Genomic DNA, 21,096 nt, shown 5'->3' with positions numbered 1-21,096 from the left:
ATCGATCTCCTCACCACCCATTCCTCCTCCTCATCTCCATCACCTGCTGCAAATGATGCTCCCCATGCCATACATACATGCCGATCATGTCTTTAAGCACGAAGGTCTTGCCATGTTCGGGGTGGACGTAGGTGCGTTCCAGGTCGGCTGGCGTTAGCGACCGCAGGAACAGCACCCAACGTTGGTGCAGCGCATCCAGCAGGTTAAGCGAAACCTGTACGGGAGCGAACTTGCCGTCTTCGGTCTCGGCCCAGCGATCCTCGAAATACGGGCGGATAGTTGGGCGGTCTTCAGTTATACCAAGCTTAAAGCGGATGTATGCATTTGCATGACTATCCGGCACGTGGTGAAAAACCTGCCGCAATGTCCATCCGCCGGGGCGATAGGGCATGTCCAGCTGTTCGTCTGTGAGACCGGCTGCTGCATCGTGCATCTTTGCCGGCAGCATTGCAATTTCAGCGATCCAGTTATCTACCTGTTCGGGTGTTATTTGTGCAGGCGATACGTACTTGCCAATGGGATAGCGGAGGTCGGGTTGGGTAGTCATATGAGTTACAAGTGGTCAGGTATCGGTTATCATTTCAGTAATGGCGGTCACTGATAACTCAACACGGGATTCTTCTTATAAAAATCAGTCTTTTCCTGGTAGAGCTGTGCTACCGCGAGGAGTTTCCCTTCGCCAAACAGCTGACCGATAAAGGTGATGCTGGCAGGCAGCTCCTGCCGGTTGAGGCCGTTTTTAAGCACTACGCATGGGTGGCCGCTCAGGTTGGTGGCTGTTAAGTTGTTGCTGGAAGTGGGCGCCATATACAGGTCGAGGCCTTTAATCTTATCATTCAGCTGCCGGATAAGCAACGTGCGGGCGCGGCTGGCATTGATGTATTCCGTAGCTGGAATGAGCTGCGCGGCGCGAAACGTGTTAGGCCACGCGCCTTTGTTCTGTCGCACCAGCAGGTCGTCGCGGTTACTTAGCACCAGTTCCTGGAAGGCAGAGCCTGCCTCGGCGGTAAGCATGATACGCATGGCGCCATAAGGAAGTGCCGGTAATTCGATCGGGACGAGTTCGGCCCCCAGTTCTTTTAGCTTTGCAAGGGTCAGCGAGTCGTTGGCACGGTTGCGGTTGCGGGCGCCGAAGTCGGCCTGGATATAACCGATCTTCAGCCCTTTTAAGGTGGTAAACGGTTTATAATCAAACGGGGCATCTATGGCGCTCAGGTCCTGGCCATCGGTTCCCTTGATGACGTTAAACACCAGCGCACAGTCTTCTACGCTGCGGGCGATGGGGCCGAGCTTGTCCATGGTCCAGCTAAGGGCCATAGCACCGGTCTTGGGCACACGGCCGAATGTGGGTCGCAAGCCGGTTACCCCGCATTCTGTAGACGGCGACACGATCGAGCCCAGGGTTTCTGACCCGATGCCGAAAGGAATGCAGCCTGCCGAAACCGCCGAGGAGGTGCCCGCAGACGATCCGCTGGAGCCGCGGGTAACGTTCCACGGATTTTTTGTCCGCCCGCCGAACCATACGTCGCCTTGCGCCAGTTCGCCCAGCGTGGTTTTGGCTACCAATACCGCCCCGGCATCTTCCAGCCGTTTAATCACGGTGGCATCTTCGTTAATTTCCTGGTCTTTATAGGCTACGGATCCCCAGGTGGTTTTATATCCCTTCGCCGCAAGCAGGTCTTTTGCCCCAAAAGGGATTCCATGCAAAGGTCCGCGATATTTACCGGCGGCAATCGCGGCATCCGCGGCTGCGGCCTGCTTAAGCGCCAGCTCTTCGGTAATGGTTACCGCAAACAACAACTGCGGCTGGTACTTCTTCAGCCGTGCGATAAAGAATCTTGTAAGCTTGAGCGATGAGATCTTCCTGGTACGTACCAGCTCACCTAACTGGCGTACCGTATAAAACGCCAGCGCGTCGCGATTTGCGGGTAAAGTTACCGCGGCGGCCGGAGCCAGCTTAAAGTTATCCAGTTTGTCGGGAAACCGATATCCCGGCGGCATCGGGTTAAATGACAGGGAAGGCGAAATAGCGTTCGACATCTTTAACGCGTGCAGCTCGGCATACGCATTTCGCTGGTCATTAAGGCTTCCCAGCATCGAATCGGCTTCGGCGCCCGTAAAAGGGATGCCTGTTACCTTAGCCGCTTCGCTGACAATGGAAACCGTAAGCGTATCCGGATCAGGACGGCCGGCGAGCAGCGATCCCGCTAAAAAGCTTACACCACATGGGACCAACAAATACAACGATTTTTTTAAGGTGATTTTCATAAACGGAGGGCTTACCCGCTAAAGTAGCGAAAGATCGGCGGAAACAAAAGCGAAACACAATCCCCCCTTTGATGTTGTCTTTATAAACACATCACGCTATGAATATCAGAAAGCAACTACCCGGTATTAACTCCGGATCAAACCCAGGCAGAACCGTAGCAGGATTGCTTGCCGCCCTTGCCGCCGGCGCCCTGTTAGGAGTACTGCTTGCACCTGAAAGCGGTAAAGACACACGCAAAAAGCTTTCGCGGAAAGCGCAAGATCTTACCAGCGACCTCGAAGACAGGCTCCAATCCCTTAAAGATAAGTTCCGTACGCATGCCGAAGAACTCGAAGAACTGAAAGAGGAAGTAAAATCGACCGCCCGCAGCAAGGTCCGCGCGGCAGCCAGCGACTTTAACGAAGCAAAACAGGCAGCCATCAGCAAGACACGCGCCCGGATAAAAACCACGGCCGACGATGCGAACGATGCAATCCAGGATATATAATCCCGGTTTTGCGTAAGCGACACGTATTTATACGTGTTTTTATGTTGTTTAAAACAATTTTGCCCGGGTAAATATATTATTGTGCGGACAGGTGTGAGCTGTCCGCACTGATTATCTACCTGCGATTATTACCATGGGCAACTTTGACTTTCTACATCAGGGGCGTTCAAATCCGTTATGGATCTGGCTCCTGTTGCCAATTACTGCTTTGGCCATCCTTTTCCTGATCATAAAAGGAAATAAACATTAGCAGGGCGTCGAAAAGATTTGACTCCTCATACCTTCCGTGTATCGCGCGGACTTGTTAAATTTTGTTAAATTCAGCCCTCCCAAAACTTAAAACCCGGGTTTTTCGTTCAATTGCTTATTAAACCACATAACAGTAGTTGCTTAATTTCAATTAGTTCATGAAAAGGATCCTTGTTGCATTCCTATGCTTATTGGCCTGTACTTCGTATGCCCAAACCATTAAAACAGATGTCGTGGTATTTGGCGGCAATGCGGCGGGGATTGCCGCGGCCATCCAGGCAGCGAGGTCGGGCGTAAAAACGTTGTTGGTAGAAGAAACCGGAAAACTTGGCGGTAACATCGTTCCCAGCTCAAAGGCATTTGAAGGTGGTTTATGGTCAGAGTTCCTGAAAAAAACACGTGCAGCAAAGAAAGATTCTAACGCCCAACCGGATGCGGTAAGTACCCCCACAGTACTTAAATCATGGACGGATTCCATTAAAAACCTCACGGTGAGGTATAATGCCACCTGGTCCCGGATCGAAAAATCGGGCCGCGGCTGGGAGATCAAACTGCAGGATAAAGCCACGATCAAGGCCAATGTAGCTATCGATGCACTTCCTAATGGTATCCTGGCGGTAACGGCCGGCGTGTTTATGGATCCCAAAACAAAGCTTCCGCGTACCATCATTCAACCTGTTCCGTTAACCAAACCTTACGAAAGCCAACTTTACCGCACCAGCGTAGCTATCGGCACTGATACAAAAACCGGTGAGTCATATATGGTCCCGCTCGGCGCACTGATGGCCGGTGGCGGAGTCGATAATTTCTTCGTTATTGGCAAATTTGCCGCGAACCAGTCTTCAGCCGATGCCATGTTTACCGGGCAGGCAGCCGGCGCAGGCGCCTCTTACTTTGCATTTTTCGACGAATCGACAAAAAACATGGCGCTTACCATGCGTACCAGGCAGATCCAGAGCGAGCTGTTCAGTTACAAATCGTGGATGGTGCCTTACGCTGACATCAAGTTTAGCGATCCAAACTTCCAGGTGATCCAATACACCGGTCTCACAGGTGTGCTAAAACCGGTGCAGGTAAACGGGGCATTTTATTTTAAACCGGATACTACGGTCTCTTCCGAAGAGATCCGTCCGGTGATCCGCCAGTACTATTCTCGCAGCCAGATCTGGTTCGCCGATAAAAAGATCGAAAAGTTCACGTTCGGCGATATGGTAAGCCTCATAAAATATACCGCCGTACGCGGCAACGAGCTGGACAAAGAACTGCAGAAAAACTGGAAAGAAGTGTTCAACTTTTCCGGTACATATGACCTTACCCGCGTAATAACCCGCAGGGAATTCGCCATCCTGCTGCAATATTATATGAAGCCCTACGAGGTGCGCGTAAACCTGAACGGGAATTTAGGAAGCTGAGGTAACTACCGCAGGCACCGCGATTCACACCGGTCAATCCCTCTTCACGCCCCGTACCCTATTAGTTTGCCAACCTGAGCTTGCCGAAGGAGTATCGTAAATACCAAGACTTTTTACATGTTACTTCTTTCGGCAAGGATGACAAACTACCCTGCGGAAGAATCGTTAACGGTATCGCGGGGATCTTCGTCATCAGCGGTAATCCGCACGTGGTGGTCTTCTTCGTTTTCTGCAACACCATTGGGGTTGGGAATTGAATGAGACCGCGGGTCGTCGCCCTTTTCCTCTTCTACTTCCTGGCCGATGGTTCCGTTATTGTTTTGTTCATTCGAATTCTTGTCGGGATGATTTTGTTGCTGTTCCATGGTTTTCATGATTGGTGTATTTAAAAGACAAATCAAGTCCCGCGAGGTTTTGTTTTTCTATAAAGTTGCCAGCGCCGTAGGCAATCCGTCTATGCTGACCACGTTTTTGTCTGCCTGGTACTTTAGAATTCCTTCCGGGCCTTTTTTCTCTGCCCATTTTTCGGAAAAGTCACGTTCACCGATGTAATCATAAAACGGGATACCAAAACCGCAGGAAGTCTGTACTTTATGGATCTCGCCCGTAATGATCTGGCGGGTAGAAGGATGCGGGGCAAACAGGGCGATGAGCGCTTCCCATTCGGGATTGCCGGGTAAAATAGTGGTTCCTTTTCCATACAAACGGAGAATATTCGGCGGGCCTTCGAACGCACAGAACATAAAGGTGATCCGGCCGTTCTCCAGGATATGTGCCGAGGTTTCGTTACCGCTGCCGGTAATGTCAAGGTACGCTACGCGTGATGGCGACAGTACCCGGAAACTATCGAGTCCTTTCGGCGAGATATTCACATGCCCGTCGCCGCTCAGAGGCGCGCTTCCCACGAAGAACATTCTCTGGTTATTAATAAAGCTGACGTGCGAATCTTCGATGATGTCAAAAAACTTTCCCATACTGGTATATTAAGATAAATGAGCGGTCGCGTATCTACACAAAGATAAGACGCATCGCCGGGAATTACCTGCATAATTTTCTGCCGCCATTGAGGTGTTCAACCAAAAATTGATAAGTTTGCTTGAGTTGCCAGTGATCGGTTCTGAGTGATCAGTGCCTGTATGGCGCCTTGCAGGAACCGGTAACTGGCCACTGAAAACTGATTACTCAATGAAAAAGCTCTTTCTCCTCGATGGTATGGCCCTTATCTACCGGGCTCACTTCGCTTTAAGCAAGAATCCGCGGTTTACCTCTTTTGGGTTAAATACGTCGGCGGTATTGGGTTTCGCCAATACGCTGCTCGAAGTGATCAGGAAAGAGAAGCCTACGCATATGGCGGTGGTATTCGATACCGATGCGCCTACCGAGCGGCACATCGAGTTTGCCGATTATAAAGCACACCGGGAGGCCATGCCCGAAGACCTTTCGCTCGCGCTCCCTTACGTGGTGAGGCTGATCCGCGGTTTTAATATCCCCGTGATCACCTCGGACGGGTTCGAGGCCGACGATATCATTGGCACCCTGGCTAAGAAAGCCGAAAAAGAGGGCTTCACCGTGTTCTGTATGACGCCGGACAAAGATTTCGCCCAGCTGGTGTCTGACAACATCTTTATCTATAAGCCTTCCCGTTTAGGCAACGATGTAGAGATCATGGGCGTGCCCGAAGTGCTGGCCAAATGGGAGATCGAGGACCCCTGCCAGGTGATAGACATCCTGGGACTTTGGGGCGATGCGGTGGATAATATCCCCGGCATTCCCGGTATCGGTGAAAAAACCGCGAAATTGCTGATAAAACAATATGGCTCGATGGAGAACATCATTGCCAACAGTCACCAGCTAAAGGGCAAGCAGCGCGAGAACGTGGAAAACTTCGCCGAGCAGGGACTGATCTCCAAGAAGCTGGCCACCATCCTGCTAAATGTTCCCGTAGACCTGGATATCGAAGCATTAACCATTACCGATCCTGACCGTGAGCAACTGGAGCCGCTTTTTGCCGAGCTAGAGTTCCGCACCTTCGGCCGCCGGGTATTTGGCGAAGAATTTAACGTAACCGAAGTAACCGTTACGCAAACTTCAGGGCAAATGGACCTGTTCGGAAACCCCGTGGAAGTTACGACCGTGGAGAAAACTACGGTTGTTGAGCCGGCGGTGCCCGGGAAAAATATCAACAATACAGAACACACGTATCACCTTGTTGATACACCCGGAAAACGGGCGGAGCTGATCGCCATGCTGAGCCAGCAGGAAGAGATCTGTTTTGACACGGAAACTACCGGGACAGATGCCAATAACTCCGAACTGGTAGGCCTTTCCTTTTCTGTAACGCCCGGCGAAGGGTATTACGTACCCGTGCCCGCCGACCAAGCCCAGTGCAGCGAAATTGTGAAGGAGTTTAAACCGCTGCTTGAAAACGAAAACATCAAAAAGATAGGGCAAAACATCAAGTACGATATCCTGATGCTGAAATGGTGCGGCATAGATGTGAAAGGCGTACTGTTTGATACGATGCTGGCGCATTACCTTATCGACCCCGATACACGGCATAACATGAACGTGCTGGCCGAGAACTACCTGGGATATTCGCCGGTTTCCATTACCTCGCTCATCGGCGCCAAGGGTAAGAACCAAGGAAGCATGCGCGATGTGGAATTGGAACAGATCAAAGAGTACGCAGCCGAAGATGCCGATATCACGCTCCAGCTCAAGAATATATTTGAACCGTCGCTAAAACGGGTGAATGCGGAGAAACTGGCCATGGAGATCGAAAACCCGCTGATCTATGTGCTGGCAGATATGGAGCGTGAGGGCGTGCTGGTAGATAAGCATACGCTGGCCGATTTTTCGGTGGAGCTGCAGCGCGACCTGGTAGAGCTGGAAAAGACCATTTATGAGAAAGCTGGCGTAAGGTTCAATATTTCGTCGCCGAAACAGCTTGGAGAAGTGCTGTTCGAAAAATTGCAGCTGGACCCCAAAGCCAGGAAAACCAAGACCGGCCAGTACCAAACCGGCGAGGATGTGCTCACCTGGTTGTCGAACAAGAGCGACATTGCCAAAGATATCCTGGATTTCAGGCAATTGCTGAAGCTTAAATCGACCTATGTAGATGCGCTGCCGTTGATGATCAACCCCAAAACAGGCAGGATTCACACGTCGTATAACCAGGCAGTGGCGGCCACCGGGCGGCTAAGCTCCAATAACCCCAACCTGCAAAATATCCCGATCCGTACCGAGCGTGGCCGCGAAGTGCGTAAGGCTTTCATCCCGCGCAGTGAAAGCCATACGCTGCTTTCGGCTGATTACTCGCAGATAGAGCTCCGGTTGATCGCCGAGATCAGTAAGGACGAGAACATGATGGATGCGTTCACAAAAAATCTCGACATCCACACCGCCACCGCGGCAAAGGTATACGGCATCCCATTGGAGGAAGTAACATCGATGCAGCGCCGCAATGCGAAAGCAGTGAACTTTGGCATCATTTACGGGCAGTCGGCCTTTGGGCTCTCTCAAAATCTTAACATCCCCCGCAGGGAAGCCGCCGACATCATCGAGCAGTATTTTAACCAGTACCCGGGTGTTAAACGGTATATGAGCGACACCATGAACTTCGCACGCGAGAACGGCTTCGTAGAAACGATCATGGGCCGGAGAAGGTACCTGCGCGATATCAACTCGGCCAATGCCACCGTTCGCGGGTTTGCAGAGCGAAATGCCATTAATGCTCCTATCCAGGGATCGGCGGCCGACCTGATCAAGATCGCGATGATAAACATCCACCGTGATCTGGCGACACAAAAACTCGAATCGAAAATGACCATGCAGGTGCATGACGAGCTTGTGTTCGATGTGGTGTCGGGCGAGGAAGAACAGGTGAAAGCCATCATCACCGACCGGATGAAAAACGCCATCAAGACCATTGTGCCCATCGACATCGAGATCGGACAGGGGAAAAACTGGCTGGAAGCGCATTGAAACGGCTGATAGCTATTGCCTTGGTTTTCGTAACTAGCAGGAAAATAAGCCAATTTCTGGTATTTTTACTGTAACCGTCTGTACCAGGCTGTATAAATAGGATGATGCCTCTTTTGCAATTCCCGTGATCGGCCGGTAAACGGAAATTAAACTGCCATGATAATGAGAATGCTGCTGGTCTTTTTTTTCCTGGTTCCGCTCGCCGGAAAACTAACCGCACAAGAAACCTTCCTGGAGCGGCTGGACAGCACACATGTACAGTTTTACCTGAATGAGCAATACATGCTGGTAGACAAAGCGTGCGATTTTTTTGCGATCAGGCGTGTTTCGGGGTTCGATGTAAAATCCCGGCAATTTGCCGGCGATTTCACCGATTACACAAAAGACGGTGTTACCCTGATGACCGGAACTTATGCAAACGGCAAAAAATCCGGCACTTTTAAGGGCTTCTTCCCAAACGGGTACCTGCAATGGAGCGGCGACTACGTTAACGACAAGCGAACCGGCACCTGGGATTATTACTATAGCGACGGAAGACCCTGGCTGATCGTAGAATACCGCGGGGAACAGGTATTGGTTAAAGAACAATGGGACCTGAAAGGTAAACACGTGGTAACGCAGGGAACCGGCAAATTCGAGCTCGAGGACCCGGCATACGGCTTCAACGAAAAGGGCTATTACGCCACCCGTTACCGCTACAAACTGGACGGAAACCGGTTGGCAAGCATACCGGTAGTAGAATATTTATATAAAGGAGGTCCCCCCGAACTTGTGCCCGCGTCTGTAGAGCGCCTATTGTTTACGCCTACGCAGTATTATACCAACGCGGAGAAACTATTGTCGATGCCATGCCTGGTAGACGACCAGGTTTATTTTACCACCTACCTGTCTGAAAAACTGAACAGGTCGCTGCTCTCGTCCTTTGCCGTACGTTTTGCGGGAATTACTGCGGGACGGATGCTGATCAGGCTGGACGTAGACAGCAGGGGTCGCCCCCGTAACGTCGACGTGAAAACTCCGTTTGGTGCAGCCGGCGACAGGCTGCTGTATAACGAGGTGATCAGCAGGATAGGTTACTGGATACCCTCGCAAAAAGACGGTAAAACCATTTCGGATGTACTCACGATTACCGCCGATCTGTATATCGACGACAGGGGCCGGTCGCAGTTTACCATGCCGGTTATTAGCCGCAGGAACGGGAAATAGCCGACGGCCAAAAAAGCCCCGGGAAAGCGAATTAATAGCATATTGTTGCTAACTTATACGCACATTTATTGTTGTTGTCTGACAAGCCCATTTTCATGAACGTCATCCATTTAAGTGCCGAGTGTTACCCTGTCGCCAAGGTTGGTGGCCTGGGCGACGTAGTGGGAGCGCTGCCTAAATACCAGTGCCTTGCAGGGGTAAATGCCTCGGTAGTGATGCCGTTCTACGATCGTAAATTTACCCGTGATAACCGGTTCGAAACCGTTTACGAAGGAAGCAGCACCTTGGGTAACAGGCCGTTCCATTTTACGGTATTAAAGGAGATTACCAACCAGCTGGGATTTAGTCTTTACCTTATCCGGATCCCCGGGCTGCTCGACCGGCCGGAAGTATATTGTTACAACGACGAGTCGGAGCAATTCCTGGCCTTCCAGGTCGCGTTCCTTGATTGGATCGTGCAGCGCGAAGAACGTCCGCATATCCTGCATTGCCACGATCATCACATGGGACTTGTCCCCTTTTTAATCACCTCTTCGTACCGTTACCGGTCGTTGGCCAACGTCCCTACCGTAGTTACGGTGCATAACGGGCAGTACCAGGGCTGGATGAGTTGGGACAAAGCCGACCTGCTCCCCGAGATCGACCTGTCTAAAAAAGGACTGCTGGATTGGGACGGAGTGATAAACCCCCTCGCTGCAGCCATTAAGTGCTGCTGGCGTTTCACTGCAGTATCGCCTAGTTACATGGCCGAGCTTTCGCACAACTCCAACGGGCTCGAATATTTATTTGCAGCCGAGAGCGGCAAAGGCCAGGGCATTATTAACGGCATCGATACGGAGGTTTGGAATCCCCAGACCGACCCGATGCTCGCCAGGAAATATAACGTGCGTTCGGTAGCTGCGGGTAAGCAAGCTAACAAAGAGCCGCTTGCGGGGGCATCTGGCCTCGATCCATCGAAACCGCTGGTGGCGTTTATCGGTCGCCTGGTAAATGAAAAGGGCGCAGACCTCCTTCCCGGGGCCATCCGTCTTTCGCTGGAGAAAAATCCGGGGCTGAATTTCCTGGTACTCGGTTCAGGCGAAGCCGAAATAGAAGATCAACTGCGTGAGCTTAACGAGTTATTTCCGGGCAGGTATCATGCCACCATCGGGTATAACGAGGTGCTCTCGCATAAGATCTATGCCGCCGCTGATTTCCTGGTGATGCCCTCGCGCGTAGAACCCTGCGGACTTAACCAATTATACTCGCTGCGCTATGGTACAATGCCCATCGTGCGAAGCACAGGCGGGTTAAAAGATACTGTGATAGATATAGAAACGCCTGAAGGCTATGGCATCACATTTACGAGTCTCTCCGTTGCCGGGATCTGTGCGGCGATTGACCGCGCGGTCGCCTTATATCCCGATACGGCACGTACCGGGACGCTGCGGAAGAAAATGATGGGGCTCGATTTTTCATGGCATCAATCTGCAAACCAATATATAAACCTATACAACAGTCTTTATTAATCATTCCTATATGAACTCGAAAGTAATTTCGGTGATTCTTGGAGGTGGACAGGGATCCCGCCTTCATCCGCTAACCGCCACCCGTTCCAAGCCTGCTGTCCCTATTGCCGGAAAATATCGCCTGGTCGATATCCCCATTTCAAACTGCCTTAATTCGGGCATCGACCGGATCTTCGTGCTCACGCAATTCAACTCGGCCTCGTTAAACAAACACATTAAAAACACGTACCACTTCAACGTTTTCAGCGCTGCTTTTGTCGATATCCTCGCGGCCGAGCAAACGCCCGGTAATGCCGGCTGGTTCCAGGGCACAGCCGATGCGGTCCGCCAATCGCTGCATCACCTGGCGCCGTTCGAGTTCGAATACGTGCTGATCCTCTCCGGCGACCAGCTCTACCAGATGGATTTCGACGACATGATTAAGAACCACGAGGCTGCCGGCGCAGATATTTCTGTGGCCACCATCCCCGTTACGGCAAAAGAGGTACCCGGCTTCGGGATCATGAAAATTGATGAAGCGCAAAATATTACCGCCTTTGTAGAAAAGCCTAAAAAGGATTTCGAAAGCTGGACGTCTGACGTGAGCGACTACCTGAAAGCACAGGGACGCATTTACCAGGCCTCGATGGGGATCTATATCTTTAACCGCAAGGTGTTGTACGACATGCTGAACAACGATCCGCATACCGACTTTGGTAAAGAGATTATTCCTGGCGCCATCAACACCCACAAAGTAGTAAGCTACCTGTACGACGGGTATTGGACAGATATTGGTACCATCCCTTCGTTTTTTGAGGCCAACATCGGCCTTACCGATGATATCCCGCAGTTTAACCTGTTTGATAAACGGAGCATTTTTACGCGTGCGCGCATGCTTCCGCCTTCTAAGATCTCGGGCACGACGCTGGAGAAAACCATCATTGCCGATGGGTGCATCATTAACGCCAGCCGTGTGGAACGGTCGGTGATCGGCGTGCGTACCCGCATCGGCAAAGGTACCACCATCGTGTGCAGTTACATTATGGGCAGCGACTATTACGAAACGCTCGATCAGCTAAAAGAAGCGGGAGAGTCCGGCAAACCGATCATGGGTATCGGCGAACGCTGCTACATCAAAAATGCGATCCTCGACAAAAACTGCCACATCGGCAGCGACGTGCGCATAAACGGCGGCGAACATCTCGCGGACGGCGATTTCGAGAAATACGTGGTTCGCGACGGTATCGTGGTAATTAAGAAAGAAGCGGTATTGGAAAACGGAATGGTAATTTAGGGATTTGAAGTTGGAGGTTTAACGTTAAGATGGGGAGCTTACCTGTGCTGAAATGGCGCATCCGGCCAGCCAACTTAACTTCAGCCTCCAGCCTTTAACCAGTAGATCGCTACTGATTAAAACATTCCTCCAAACATCTCCCTCGTAGCCGCCTGCGTTTCTGCCTGGCTAATGTTTTCCGCCTGTTCCAAGGCTTTATTTATGGCAACGGCCAATAATTCCTCCAGTTCTTCCCTGTCCGCGGAAGCGAAAAAATCCGGGTCGATGGCCACCGCCGTAACCTGTTTATTGCCGGTTGCGGTTACCCGGATCTTACCGCCTTCGGCTTCGCCGGTAACTGATAAATTGTCGAGGCGTTTCTTGATGTCGCCGGCAATTTGCTGGGCCTGTAATAACTTGTCGAACATGATGTTGTGTTGAGTTAATGATTCCTTACCGATGATCCTTTATTAGCGCAAAGACGTTTCGTAACAACAAACGTTTGCATTAAGAAATAAACTCGTTCCTGGTCGACCGGATTATGTCCGGCGACAATGGTTTAGAAATGAAACCATTTACATAAGGATAAGTTTGGGAGCGGATGCGGTCTTTTTCGTCGACGGAGGACGTAACGATATAGATACGTAGTGGTTTGTGCAGGCAGGGAGCCACGATGCCGAAGTTATCCAGGAAGTCCCAGCCGTCAAACACGGGCATATTCAGGTCGAGCAGGATCACGTCGGGCATTGCCGAATCATCTTCTGCATTAAGTTTCAGAAACTCAAGTGCCTTGTCTGCTTCGGTAAAACTGGTATATTGATCGAAAATAAGGTGCTTTTCGATCATTATCTGTGCGATACGCTGATGAATCTGGTCGTCATCGATAATAAATACTCTGCTCATGTATATGGGCCCTTGGGCGGGTGTATCTGGTTACGTAATACGAACGACGCTGCTAAAAACCCTGTCTCGTTTACGAAATAAATATGAGAAAAGATTTTTAGTAATGCAATCGGTAGCGTTTACTGGTCATCTGTGGCGTCACCGCTGCCGGTATATGCCCCCTTACGCACTACTGGCATGCCGGTAATATTGAATAACTCATCGAGGTTGAGTAAGCTTCCGTTCACCAGGTTGCCAAGTAATACGATGGTGACGTCGTTCTTCAGGTCGCGCAGGTAAATATGCCTGAATCCATGCCACCAGCCGGTGTGGTAAACCACCTTTTGCCCCGGACTTTCGAAGATGCGCCAGCCGTAACCATAGTTAAAGTGACCGCGCACGAGGGGATTGCGACCGGTATAGGCCGAATCCAGGGTTGCCTTTTTGAGCAGCCGGCCCGACTTGAGGGCCTGATCGAACAGGTACAGGTCTTTTACGGTGCTGTAGATGCCTTTATCGCCTACCGGGCCATCGAGGAAGTTCTGTGCCACGGAGTATCTCCAGCTATTACGGTCGTGACCTACTACGTCGACAGGGATCTTGTCGTACACCGCTTTAGAATAAACAGCGGTATGCTTCATTCCGGCCGGTTTGAATACGTTCTGTGCCATAAAATCGGCATAGCTCATACCGGTTATCTTTTCGATAATAGCGCCAAGTACCATGTAGTTGGAGTTGTTGTAATGGAACTTTTTATCGGGCTGAATATAGGGAGCCGGTTTATACTCAGCGATCAGGTTCATCACATCAGTATTGGTGATCCCTTTCCGCTCGTCTTTATGGGCGGCCTTCCAGAGCTTGTCTACAAAGTACACGTAGTTCATCATGCCCGAGCGATGAGTAAGCAACAGGCGTATGGTAATGTTATCGTACGGGAAATTAGGAAAGAACTCTTTTACGTTCTGGTCGAGCCGCAATTTGCCGCGTTCCTGCAGCAGGAGAACGGCGGTGCCCGTCATGGTTTTGGTAACGGAGGCAAGCTCGAATTTAGAATCGATCTTCAGGCTGTCGCGCCGGAGATGGTCCGCCCAGCCAAAACAATTCTCGTACAGTATCTTTCCCTTTTTTGCTACCAGCACGTTGCCGTTAAAGCCGCTCACTTTGTGCAGGTGCTGCATAAAGGCGTCGATGCGTTTATCGGCATGTTTCGGGTTATATAGCAGCAATAAGCTGTCCTTTTCGTCGTCGCTTACCGTACGGGTAAAAGCTGCGGGACTTTTGTCGTTCGACCGGCAGGAACAGATGAGTATAAAAAACGCGAAAACAAGGAGGCTATTCCTGGCAGGTATGGTCATTTCTCAGAGGTGTGTGTAAAAGAATCGGCAAAACTTGAAAATTATTGCGACATCTCCCTTTAATATTTTTAAACATATAAAGTCATGGAAAGAATTTCTGTTTTCTTTTAGCGAATATTTATTTTCTTTGGGAAAGTCATTTTTCCGGACCGATAAGATATATTTGTTAACACCTTAATCCTTAACCAATTATGAAAGTAACGCTCTCTCTCGTTCTCCTGGCGACGATATGCGCACTGCAAAATGCGAAAGCACAGGACTTCCCCGGTTTGCGCACCGGCAATTACAGCGGTGTGAATGGCGCATTCTCTAATCCTGCCAATATTGCGGCAAGTCCGTACCGTTTCGATCTCAACTTATTTTCTGCCCATGTGCTGGCCGGTAACGACCAGGCTTCCTTTAAAATGAAGGACCTCACCAGCTCAATAAGCGGCGACAGTTTTTCTGACCAGGTATTCGGTAAAAACGCCGGGGCCGCCAATGGCCTGGCCAATATTTCGTTGAACCTGCCATCGGTGATGTTTAACGCAGGGCCTAAGATGAGTTTCGCCCTCACCTCGCGGGCGCGGGTCCTTGCCAACATCAATAGCCTGAACGGCAAACTGGTGAATAAGATCACCGAAGATTTTGAAAATGATCCCGAACTGCCTTATACCGTCGCCTCGAATGACAATATGCTGGTAAACATCAGTGGCTGGTCTGAGTTCGGTTTAACGGCCGCGCGTGAGGTGTTTAACAGCGCCGGAAAGCGCCTGAGAGCAGGTATTACCGTGAAGTACCTGGCCGGGATCGCCAATAGTTATGTGAACATCGGCAAACTGAACGGTACCATTAACGCCGATAACGTGTTACAGGATGCCTACCTGAACAATACCACCGGCCGTTTAGCGCTCGGCTTTTCGGGGGTTAACTTTTCAGATTTCGAGGCCGGCGATCTTACCAAGTTTAACGGCAGCGGCGTGGGTGCCGACATCGGTCTTGTTTACGAATGGAAAAGCACTAAAGGCATCGCCGATTCGGCCGATATGAAACTGGGCCGCAACCGTCCCGGCTATAAATTCCGCCTGGGCATTTCGTTGCTGGATGCCGGTAAGATCAGCTTTACACGCGATGTAAACCGGAGCGGGGCATACGACATCGCAATCAACAGCCCGGGTGAGAGATATTACTTCAGCCAGCTGGAAGACGTTGACCTGGATAGTTACAAAAGCAAGTTTAACAGCCAGCCAAACGCTTTCACCCCGGTTGCCGGGGAATCTGAAGGGAAGTATTCGGTGAGCCTGCCTACCACGCTGCAGATCGACGCTGATTACCATGTAGCCAAAATGCTGTATATCAACGCGGGCGGCCAACTGGCGCTTAGCAGTAATTCCAGCACTGTTTATAACGGGCAGTATTACAATAGCTTTACCCTCACGCCAAGGATCGAAACCAGCGTTTTCGGATTGTTCCTGCCGGTCAACTTTAACGCGCTCACCGAAACCAACATCGGGGTGGGGGTACGCATGGGGCCCCTCACGCTGGGTTCCGGCAGTTTGATCAGTGCGCTCACCGGATCTTCAAAACAAGCCGACATTTTTTTGGGACTGCACATTGGCATCCTAAAAAACAAATACGACAAGTTTGCACCGGGCAGGTAACGGTATAGGGTGTAGCAACCGCGCAATATACAATTTCGCCTATCTTTACATATAACGTTCGTTGAACAGGCAAGGTGCTCTTCGGGGACAGATCTGCGCCGTTCCGGATAAAATCGACCATCGGGGTCTTCGGCTCCCCGATGTCCATGGGCTTGAGGCGGTAGTCCTATGCCGCAAATTTGATGGCGTGGATGCCATGCCGAACCGGTTATTCACATCGGGACCCGGATTATTCATTGCTGATTACCCGTTATTCATTTGTATCATTTATTACCTTTGCCGCCGGAACACATTAACTCAGACATGACATACAGAATTGAACACGACACCATGGGCGATGTGCAGGTGCCTGCGGATAAGTACTGGGGCGCGCAAACACAGCGTTCGCGGAATAACTTCAAGATCGGGCCTGAAGCCTCGATGCCGAAAGAGATCATCGAAGCCTTCGCATACCTCAAAAAGGCCGCGGCGTTCACCAATACCGATGCGGGGATCCTTCCCGTTGAAAAGCGTGACCTGATCGCCGCCGTGTGCGACGAGATCCTGGCGGGTGAACTGGCCGCAGAATTTCCCCTGGTGATCTGGCAAACCGGTTCGGGTACCCAGTCGAACATGAATGTGAATGAAGTGATCGCTAACCGCGCGCACGTTTTGCACGGCAATACGCTGGGTGAGGGTAAAACATTTATCCACCCGAATGACGACGTGAACAAGTCGCAGTCGTCCAACGATACTTATCCCACCGCGATGCACATTGCGGCCTACAAGATGGTGATTGAAACGACCATCCCCGGGATCGAGAAGCTGCGCGACATGCTGAAATCGAAATCGGAAGCGTTTAAAGACGTGGTAAAGATCGGTCGTACTCACCTGATGGATGCTACACCGCTTACGCTGGGCCAGGAATTTTCGGGATACGTGTCCCAGCTCGATCACGGTCTTAAAGCCGTCAGGAACACGCTCGAGCATTTATCAGAGCTCGCCCTCGGCGGAACAGCTGTTGGAACAGGCATCAACACCCCCAAAGGATATGATGTAAACGTGGCCAAATATATTGCGGATTTTACCGGGCTGCCTTTCCGCACAGCGGAAAATAAGTTCGAAGCGCTGGCGGCACATGACGCGATCGTGGAAACCCACGGTGCGTTGAAACGAGTGGCCGTTTCGCTGATGAAGATTGCGAATGATATCCGCCTGCTGGCCTCCGGACCACGGTCGGGAATTGGCGAGATCCATATCCCTGATAACGAGCCGGGATCCTCGATCATGCCAGGCAAAGTTAACCCTACGCAAAATGAGGCGGTTACCATGGTGGCGGCACAAGTGATGGGTAATGATGTAACCATCTCCGTTGCGGGCTCCAACGGTCACTACGAGCTGAACGTATTTAAGCCGGTAATGGCGGCAAACTTCCTGCAATCCGCCCGCCTGATCGGTGATGCCTGTGTGTCGTTTACCGAAAACTGTGCGGCCGGGATCGAGCCTAATTACGATGGCATTAAAAAGCACCTGGAAAATTCACTGATGCTGGTTACGGCCCTCAACCCGCATATCGGCTATGAGAACGCCGCAAAGATTGCCAAGACTGCCCTTAAGGAAAATAAATCGCTCCGCGAAGCAGCCATCGGCCTCGGTTTGTTAACTAACGAACAGTTCGATGAGTGGGTACGCCCTGAAGATATGATCGGCGGATTAAAATAACACCGATGCGTTTTACAGGTAAGGTCGTTTTTTTCGGATGTTTCTTGTTTCTTGGCATTACGGCCTGCAAGTTCAACCCTAACGTTCGGGGAAAAGGAACTGCTTACCTCCAGGGGGTGTGGACCGAAGAAAAAGCGGCTTACCAGGACCAGCTGCTGCAATATACCCGGCATACGTTTACGTTTACCTGCGATTCTTTTTACGCGGTATTGAAAACGACCGCCAGGGTGAACCCTTACCCCGACAGTTGTTTCAGCAATGGCAGCTGGACAGAATATGCAAAAGGCAAGTACCTGGTGCGCAATGATACGCTTTACATCAACGCGACCTTCACCCATGCCAGCTTTAAGCAGAAGTTGTCGGGATGTTACCGGATCGGGCAGTACCTGCAGGCTTTTTTGATAAAGAAGCACAGTGCCGACACGCTCCGGCTGCTAAATATGCAGCACGTGCCCATAACGATGGATCTAAAAGAGAAAATAGTTTGTCACTAACTCCAACTGATATGAATAACAGGTTAATTGCCTTCGGGACAACTTTCAAGAAAATGTGCTTCCTGGGACTTTTCCTCTTCCTGCCAACCAGGGCGATGGCCTGGGGCATGCTGGGACACCGAATCGTCGGCGAGATCGCCGACAGCTACCTGACTGCGAAAGCCAGGGCAAAGATTAAAGCTATCCTGGGAAACGAATCGATCGCGATGGCGAGCAACTGGGCAGATTTTATTAAATCTGATCGTTCGTACGCCTACCTGAGTAACTGGCATTACGTAGACCTCGACAAACCATACACTTACCCGGAACTGCATGCGTTCCTGAAAAGCGACACCAGCACAAACGCGTATACGCGCATCAACTTTTTAACCGCGCAGCTTAAAAAAAGCGGCATCTCCCAAAGTGAAAAAGTGATGTACCTGCGTTTGCTGATCCATATCGCTGAAGACATTCACCAGCCTTTTCACGTTGGACACACCGATGACCAGGGTGGGAACGGGTTTAAGGTGAACTGGTTTAACAAGCCGATCAATATGCACAGCCTGTGGGATTCAGAGCTGATCGAGTCGCAGCAGCTGAGCTATACCGAATATGCCAGGGCGATAAATTTTACCACACCGGCAGAGCGCGCTTCATTATGGAAAGAGGACCTCACCAAGTGGATATATGATTCGCATATCATCGTAGAGAAACTGTACACCGATGTTAAGCCCGACGATAAGCTGGGCTATCGCTATAACTTTGATCACCTGGCGCTGCTGAACCAGCAGTTGTTAAAAGGCGGCGTTCATTTGGCGGGATTACTAAACCAGGTCTTCGGCGGCTAACGTTAATTACCTGTTATGAAAATATTGATGGTTTGTCTTGGCAATATCTGCCGGTCGCCGCTTGCCCATGGAATTATGGAACACGAAGTTAAAAAAGCAGGCCTCGATTGGGATGTTGATTCGGCAGGGACCGGCAACTGGCACGTTGGAGAACCGCCCGATCGCCGCTCCATCGCCGTAGCGAAAAATTACGGGATCGACATCTCTTCGCAATGCTGCCGCGTATTTAACGTAAAGGATTTCGACGAATACGACCGCATTTATGTAATGGACCGCAGCAACCTGGCCGACGTGCTTCGTCTTGCGCGGAACGATGGAGACCGGCAAAAGGTCCAGCTACTGCTTAAAAACGACATCGTGCCGGATCCCTATTATGACAATGCGCTATTCGACCCCGTTTTCGTAATGATAGAAAAGGCGTGTAAGCGGATCATAGCCGATTTCAGCGGCGACCCTTCCAGATCAGGAACCCGGTAACCGGCAGGCTTGCTGCTACCAGGCTGGCGATAAATGCAAGGGCCTTGCCGGCCAATCCCCCGATGGCGCCGGTATGGATATCGTAATTCATGGCATTAAGCTTTTCGCCGGGATTCTTGTCGGCATGCCTGAGCTGCTGCGCCGGTTCCCCGGTGAAGTTGTTAAACGTAAGCAGGTCGAACCGGTAGATCGTTCCGTGTCGCGCATTCGCGTATACGTACAAGGTCGAATCGGCAGGAGCCGCCGGGTACAACGCGATGGAGAACGCCCCGGGATACAGTTTCCTGGTAAAAACAAGAGCCCTGCTCATAGGGGTTAAATGGGTATCAGCCGCTATCTTCCGGGTCGCCGGTAACGAAGCCATTGCGGCTTTCGGTCTTTCCCGGAAACCGTTGGCTGCTGAATACGCCGCACTGCGAAGCCAGCCATAGGTCATTGCCGCACCGGTCAGCGCGATAACGAGTGAGATAAGCAGCGCATAAAAGCCGGGCACGCTGTGCAGATCGTAATTAACGCGTTTAAATGAAGCGTTCCAGCGGATGGTAAAACGTTGCTTTACCGCGGTTTCCTGTGTACTGCCGGGCCACCAAAGCGCCAGGCCGCTGACCAGCATTACCACGAACACCAGGGTAGCTGCGCTATTTACCGGCCGGCCGATGCTTCCCCGCAACCATAAGCTGGTATGAAGCGACTTTACCAGCATAAAGAAGTCGTATTTATAATCGATGATCCCGGCCACTTTACCTGTGTACGGGTCGAGATAAGCCAGCCGCACGTCTTTTACCTGCCCGAAATACGTAAGCGCCTCCGGGTCGGACGCGTAAGTAGAGAACGACCAGGTCCTTGACGGATCGCCGTAGGTCGTAATGGCCGATATCGTGTATCGATCGCCCAGCGCCCGTTGTGCTTTTTGCTGCAGTAAGCTGACCGGTAACGGTTGTTTCCCGGGATGATCGATAAACAATACGCGTGCATACCATGCTTCAGAAAACTCATCCTTAAAAACATACAGGCAGCCGGAAATGCTGATGATAAAAACCAGGACCCCGGTGCTAAGGCCAAGCCAGAGGTGAACAAAGCGGACTATCTTTTTAAGTTGCATGCTTCGCAAGATAACAATTCGCCTAAAGAGCCTCGCCGTTTTTATGCAGGCTAAGGCTTTTGCGGGGAATCTTTACATTTTCATCTTCTAACCCGCAAACCACGCTTATATCGGGGTGGGCATAAACGTTTGCCGGCTCCGTATAGATTTCGGTCCGCCCCATATTTGTCTTACCTGAACTTAGGGCCGCGGTCGTGACTCCGGGTAGACGGCGAGAGGATATTGTTATGATAAATGAAATTACCGAAGAC

The 21,096-nt window shown here is 51.0% G+C and carries 19 protein-coding genes; 11 read left to right on the top strand and 8 right to left on the bottom strand.

Going from position 1 to position 21,096, the window contains the following annotated elements; translation table 11 throughout:
• Positions 1 to 10: 10 nt before the first annotated feature.
• Both GS398_RS04910 and GS398_RS04905 read right to left on the bottom strand, forming a co-directional pair.
• The gene (locus GS398_RS04910; protein ID WP_160905588.1) at positions 11 to 547 is read right to left on the bottom strand and encodes a YfiT family bacillithiol transferase; all 537 of its coding nucleotides are present in this window, start codon (positions 545 to 547) and stop codon (positions 11 to 13) included.
• A gap of 47 nt (positions 548 to 594) precedes the next feature.
• A complete protein-coding gene (locus GS398_RS04905) occupies positions 595 to 2,268 on the bottom strand; it encodes an amidase (protein ID WP_160905587.1) in 1,674 nt (557 codons plus the stop codon).
• A 98-nt stretch (positions 2,269 to 2,366) separates the two neighbouring features.
• Here GS398_RS04905 and GS398_RS04900 point away from each other — a divergent pair, with 98 nt between their 5' ends.
• Entirely contained in the window at positions 2,367 to 2,756 is a 390-nt protein-coding gene (locus tag GS398_RS04900) for a YtxH domain-containing protein (RefSeq protein ID WP_160905586.1), read from the top strand.
• Between the two features lie 407 nt (positions 2,757 to 3,163).
• The gene (locus GS398_RS04895) at positions 3,164 to 4,417 is read left to right on the top strand and encodes an FAD-dependent oxidoreductase (RefSeq protein ID WP_160905585.1); all 1,254 of its coding nucleotides are present in this window, start codon (positions 3,164 to 3,166) and stop codon (positions 4,415 to 4,417) included.
• Between the two features lie 146 nt (positions 4,418 to 4,563).
• Here the strand turns inward: GS398_RS04895 and GS398_RS04890 are convergent, their stop codons facing one another.
• Together GS398_RS04890 and GS398_RS04885 are read right to left on the bottom strand one after the other, a co-directional pair.
• The gene (locus GS398_RS04890; RefSeq protein ID WP_160905584.1) at positions 4,564 to 4,791 is read right to left on the bottom strand and encodes a hypothetical protein; all 228 of its coding nucleotides are present in this window, start codon (positions 4,789 to 4,791) and stop codon (positions 4,564 to 4,566) included.
• A gap of 48 nt (positions 4,792 to 4,839) precedes the next feature.
• Positions 4,840 to 5,391 carry a pyridoxamine 5'-phosphate oxidase family protein gene (locus GS398_RS04885; protein WP_160905583.1) on the bottom strand — a complete coding sequence of 184 codons (552 nt, stop codon included), beginning with the start codon at positions 5,389 to 5,391 and terminating at the stop codon, positions 4,840 to 4,842.
• Positions 5,392 to 5,602: 211 nt separating this feature from the next.
• On the opposite strand from GS398_RS04885, the gene polA reads away from it, so the two are divergent.
• The 4 genes from polA (at position 5,603) to GS398_RS04865 (ending at position 12,388) form a co-directional block, all read left to right on the top strand.
• Positions 5,603 to 8,401: a DNA polymerase I gene (gene polA / locus GS398_RS04880; protein ID WP_160905582.1), complete on the top strand. Its 2,799-nt coding sequence runs from the start codon at positions 5,603 to 5,605 to the stop codon at positions 8,399 to 8,401.
• 162 nt (positions 8,402 to 8,563) lie between these two features.
• Complete coding sequence (locus GS398_RS04875; RefSeq protein ID WP_160905581.1) at positions 8,564 to 9,607, top strand: toxin-antitoxin system YwqK family antitoxin; 1,044 nt, start codon at positions 8,564 to 8,566, stop codon at positions 9,605 to 9,607.
• 95 nt (positions 9,608 to 9,702) lie between these two features.
• Positions 9,703 to 11,115 carry a glycogen synthase gene (locus tag GS398_RS04870; protein ID WP_160905580.1) on the top strand — a complete coding sequence of 471 codons (1,413 nt, stop codon included), beginning with the start codon at positions 9,703 to 9,705 and terminating at the stop codon, positions 11,113 to 11,115.
• Between the two features lie 10 nt (positions 11,116 to 11,125).
• The gene (locus GS398_RS04865) at positions 11,126 to 12,388 is read left to right on the top strand and encodes a glucose-1-phosphate adenylyltransferase (RefSeq protein WP_160905579.1); all 1,263 of its coding nucleotides are present in this window, start codon (positions 11,126 to 11,128) and stop codon (positions 12,386 to 12,388) included.
• A 116-nt stretch (positions 12,389 to 12,504) separates the two neighbouring features.
• Here the strand turns inward: GS398_RS04865 and GS398_RS04860 are convergent, their stop codons facing one another.
• The 3 genes from GS398_RS04860 to GS398_RS04850 form a co-directional block, all read right to left on the bottom strand.
• Complete coding sequence (locus GS398_RS04860; RefSeq protein ID WP_160905578.1) at positions 12,505 to 12,795, bottom strand: YbaB/EbfC family nucleoid-associated protein; 291 nt, start codon at positions 12,793 to 12,795, stop codon at positions 12,505 to 12,507.
• A 79-nt stretch (positions 12,796 to 12,874) separates the two neighbouring features.
• Positions 12,875 to 13,270 (bottom strand): response regulator, encoded by a 396-nt coding sequence (locus GS398_RS04855; protein WP_160905577.1) that lies wholly within the window; start codon positions 13,268 to 13,270, stop codon positions 12,875 to 12,877.
• A 119-nt stretch (positions 13,271 to 13,389) separates the two neighbouring features.
• Positions 13,390 to 14,604: a serine hydrolase domain-containing protein gene (locus GS398_RS04850; protein ID WP_160905576.1), complete on the bottom strand. Its 1,215-nt coding sequence runs from the start codon at positions 14,602 to 14,604 to the stop codon at positions 13,390 to 13,392.
• Between the two features lie 191 nt (positions 14,605 to 14,795).
• Between GS398_RS04850 and GS398_RS04845 the strand changes: the two genes are divergently transcribed.
• The 5 genes from GS398_RS04845 to GS398_RS04825 all read left to right on the top strand — a co-directional run bounded on the left by GS398_RS04845 (position 14,796) and on the right by GS398_RS04825 (position 19,743).
• Positions 14,796 to 16,244, top strand: a complete 1,449-nt coding sequence (locus GS398_RS04845) for a DUF5723 family protein (RefSeq protein WP_160905575.1) — start codon at positions 14,796 to 14,798, stop codon at positions 16,242 to 16,244.
• 303 nt (positions 16,245 to 16,547) lie between these two features.
• A complete protein-coding gene (gene fumC / locus GS398_RS04840) occupies positions 16,548 to 17,945 on the top strand; it encodes a class II fumarate hydratase (protein WP_160905574.1) in 1,398 nt (465 codons plus the stop codon).
• Between the two features lie 5 nt (positions 17,946 to 17,950).
• Positions 17,951 to 18,439 carry a fumarate hydratase gene (locus tag GS398_RS04835; protein ID WP_160905573.1) on the top strand — a complete coding sequence of 163 codons (489 nt, stop codon included), beginning with the start codon at positions 17,951 to 17,953 and terminating at the stop codon, positions 18,437 to 18,439.
• An 11-nt stretch (positions 18,440 to 18,450) separates the two neighbouring features.
• Positions 18,451 to 19,266, top strand: coding sequence for a S1/P1 nuclease (locus tag GS398_RS04830; RefSeq protein WP_202405953.1), 816 nt, complete (start codon positions 18,451 to 18,453; stop codon positions 19,264 to 19,266).
• 15 nt (positions 19,267 to 19,281) lie between these two features.
• Positions 19,282 to 19,743: a low molecular weight protein-tyrosine-phosphatase gene (locus GS398_RS04825; RefSeq protein WP_160905572.1), complete on the top strand. Its 462-nt coding sequence runs from the start codon at positions 19,282 to 19,284 to the stop codon at positions 19,741 to 19,743.
• Here the strand turns inward: GS398_RS04825 and GS398_RS04820 are convergent.
• Entirely contained in the window at positions 19,709 to 20,845 is a 1,137-nt protein-coding gene (locus GS398_RS04820) for a PepSY-associated TM helix domain-containing protein (RefSeq protein ID WP_160905571.1), read from the bottom strand. The two genes, GS398_RS04825 and GS398_RS04820, sit on opposite strands and share 35 nt — an antisense overlap.
• Between the last annotated feature and the right edge of the window lie 251 nt (positions 20,846 to 21,096).

Source organism: Hufsiella ginkgonis (assembly GCF_009834915.1).
In the GTDB taxonomy this organism is placed as follows: domain Bacteria; phylum Bacteroidota; class Bacteroidia; order Sphingobacteriales; family Sphingobacteriaceae; genus Hufsiella; species Hufsiella ginkgonis.
Note: the sequence above shows the minus strand (reverse complement) of the source record. Positions and strands in the feature narration are given on the sequence as shown.

Bases quoted from the DNA above. Each gene is read 5' to 3' on its own strand.
- GS398_RS04910 (WP_160905588.1), bottom strand. From the start codon at position 547: ATGACTACCCAACCCGACCTCCGCTATCCCATTGGCAAGTACGTATCG.
- GS398_RS04905 (WP_160905587.1), bottom strand. From the start codon at position 2,268: ATGAAAATCACCTTAAAAAAATCGTTGTATTTGTTGGTCCCATGTGGT.
- GS398_RS04900 (WP_160905586.1), top strand. From the start codon at position 2,367: ATGAATATCAGAAAGCAACTACCCGGTATTAACTCCGGATCAAACCCA.
- GS398_RS04895 (WP_160905585.1), top strand. From the start codon at position 3,164: ATGAAAAGGATCCTTGTTGCATTCCTATGCTTATTGGCCTGTACTTCG.
- GS398_RS04890 (WP_160905584.1), bottom strand. From the start codon at position 4,791: ATGAAAACCATGGAACAGCAACAAAATCATCCCGACAAGAATTCGAAT.
- GS398_RS04885 (WP_160905583.1), bottom strand. From the start codon at position 5,391: ATGGGAAAGTTTTTTGACATCATCGAAGATTCGCACGTCAGCTTTATT.
- polA (WP_160905582.1), top strand. From the start codon at position 5,603: ATGAAAAAGCTCTTTCTCCTCGATGGTATGGCCCTTATCTACCGGGCT.
- GS398_RS04875 (WP_160905581.1), top strand. From the start codon at position 8,564: ATGAGAATGCTGCTGGTCTTTTTTTTCCTGGTTCCGCTCGCCGGAAAA.
- GS398_RS04870 (WP_160905580.1), top strand. From the start codon at position 9,703: ATGAACGTCATCCATTTAAGTGCCGAGTGTTACCCTGTCGCCAAGGTT.
- GS398_RS04865 (WP_160905579.1), top strand. From the start codon at position 11,126: ATGAACTCGAAAGTAATTTCGGTGATTCTTGGAGGTGGACAGGGATCC.
- GS398_RS04860 (WP_160905578.1), bottom strand. From the start codon at position 12,795: ATGTTCGACAAGTTATTACAGGCCCAGCAAATTGCCGGCGACATCAAG.
- GS398_RS04855 (WP_160905577.1), bottom strand. From the start codon at position 13,270: ATGAGCAGAGTATTTATTATCGATGACGACCAGATTCATCAGCGTATC.
- GS398_RS04850 (WP_160905576.1), bottom strand. From the start codon at position 14,604: ATGACCATACCTGCCAGGAATAGCCTCCTTGTTTTCGCGTTTTTTATA.
- GS398_RS04845 (WP_160905575.1), top strand. From the start codon at position 14,796: ATGAAAGTAACGCTCTCTCTCGTTCTCCTGGCGACGATATGCGCACTG.
- fumC (WP_160905574.1), top strand. From the start codon at position 16,548: ATGACATACAGAATTGAACACGACACCATGGGCGATGTGCAGGTGCCT.
- GS398_RS04835 (WP_160905573.1), top strand. From the start codon at position 17,951: ATGCGTTTTACAGGTAAGGTCGTTTTTTTCGGATGTTTCTTGTTTCTT.
- GS398_RS04830 (WP_202405953.1), top strand. From the start codon at position 18,451: ATGAATAACAGGTTAATTGCCTTCGGGACAACTTTCAAGAAAATGTGC.
- GS398_RS04825 (WP_160905572.1), top strand. From the start codon at position 19,282: ATGAAAATATTGATGGTTTGTCTTGGCAATATCTGCCGGTCGCCGCTT.
- GS398_RS04820 (WP_160905571.1), bottom strand. From the start codon at position 20,845: ATGCAACTTAAAAAGATAGTCCGCTTTGTTCACCTCTGGCTTGGCCTT.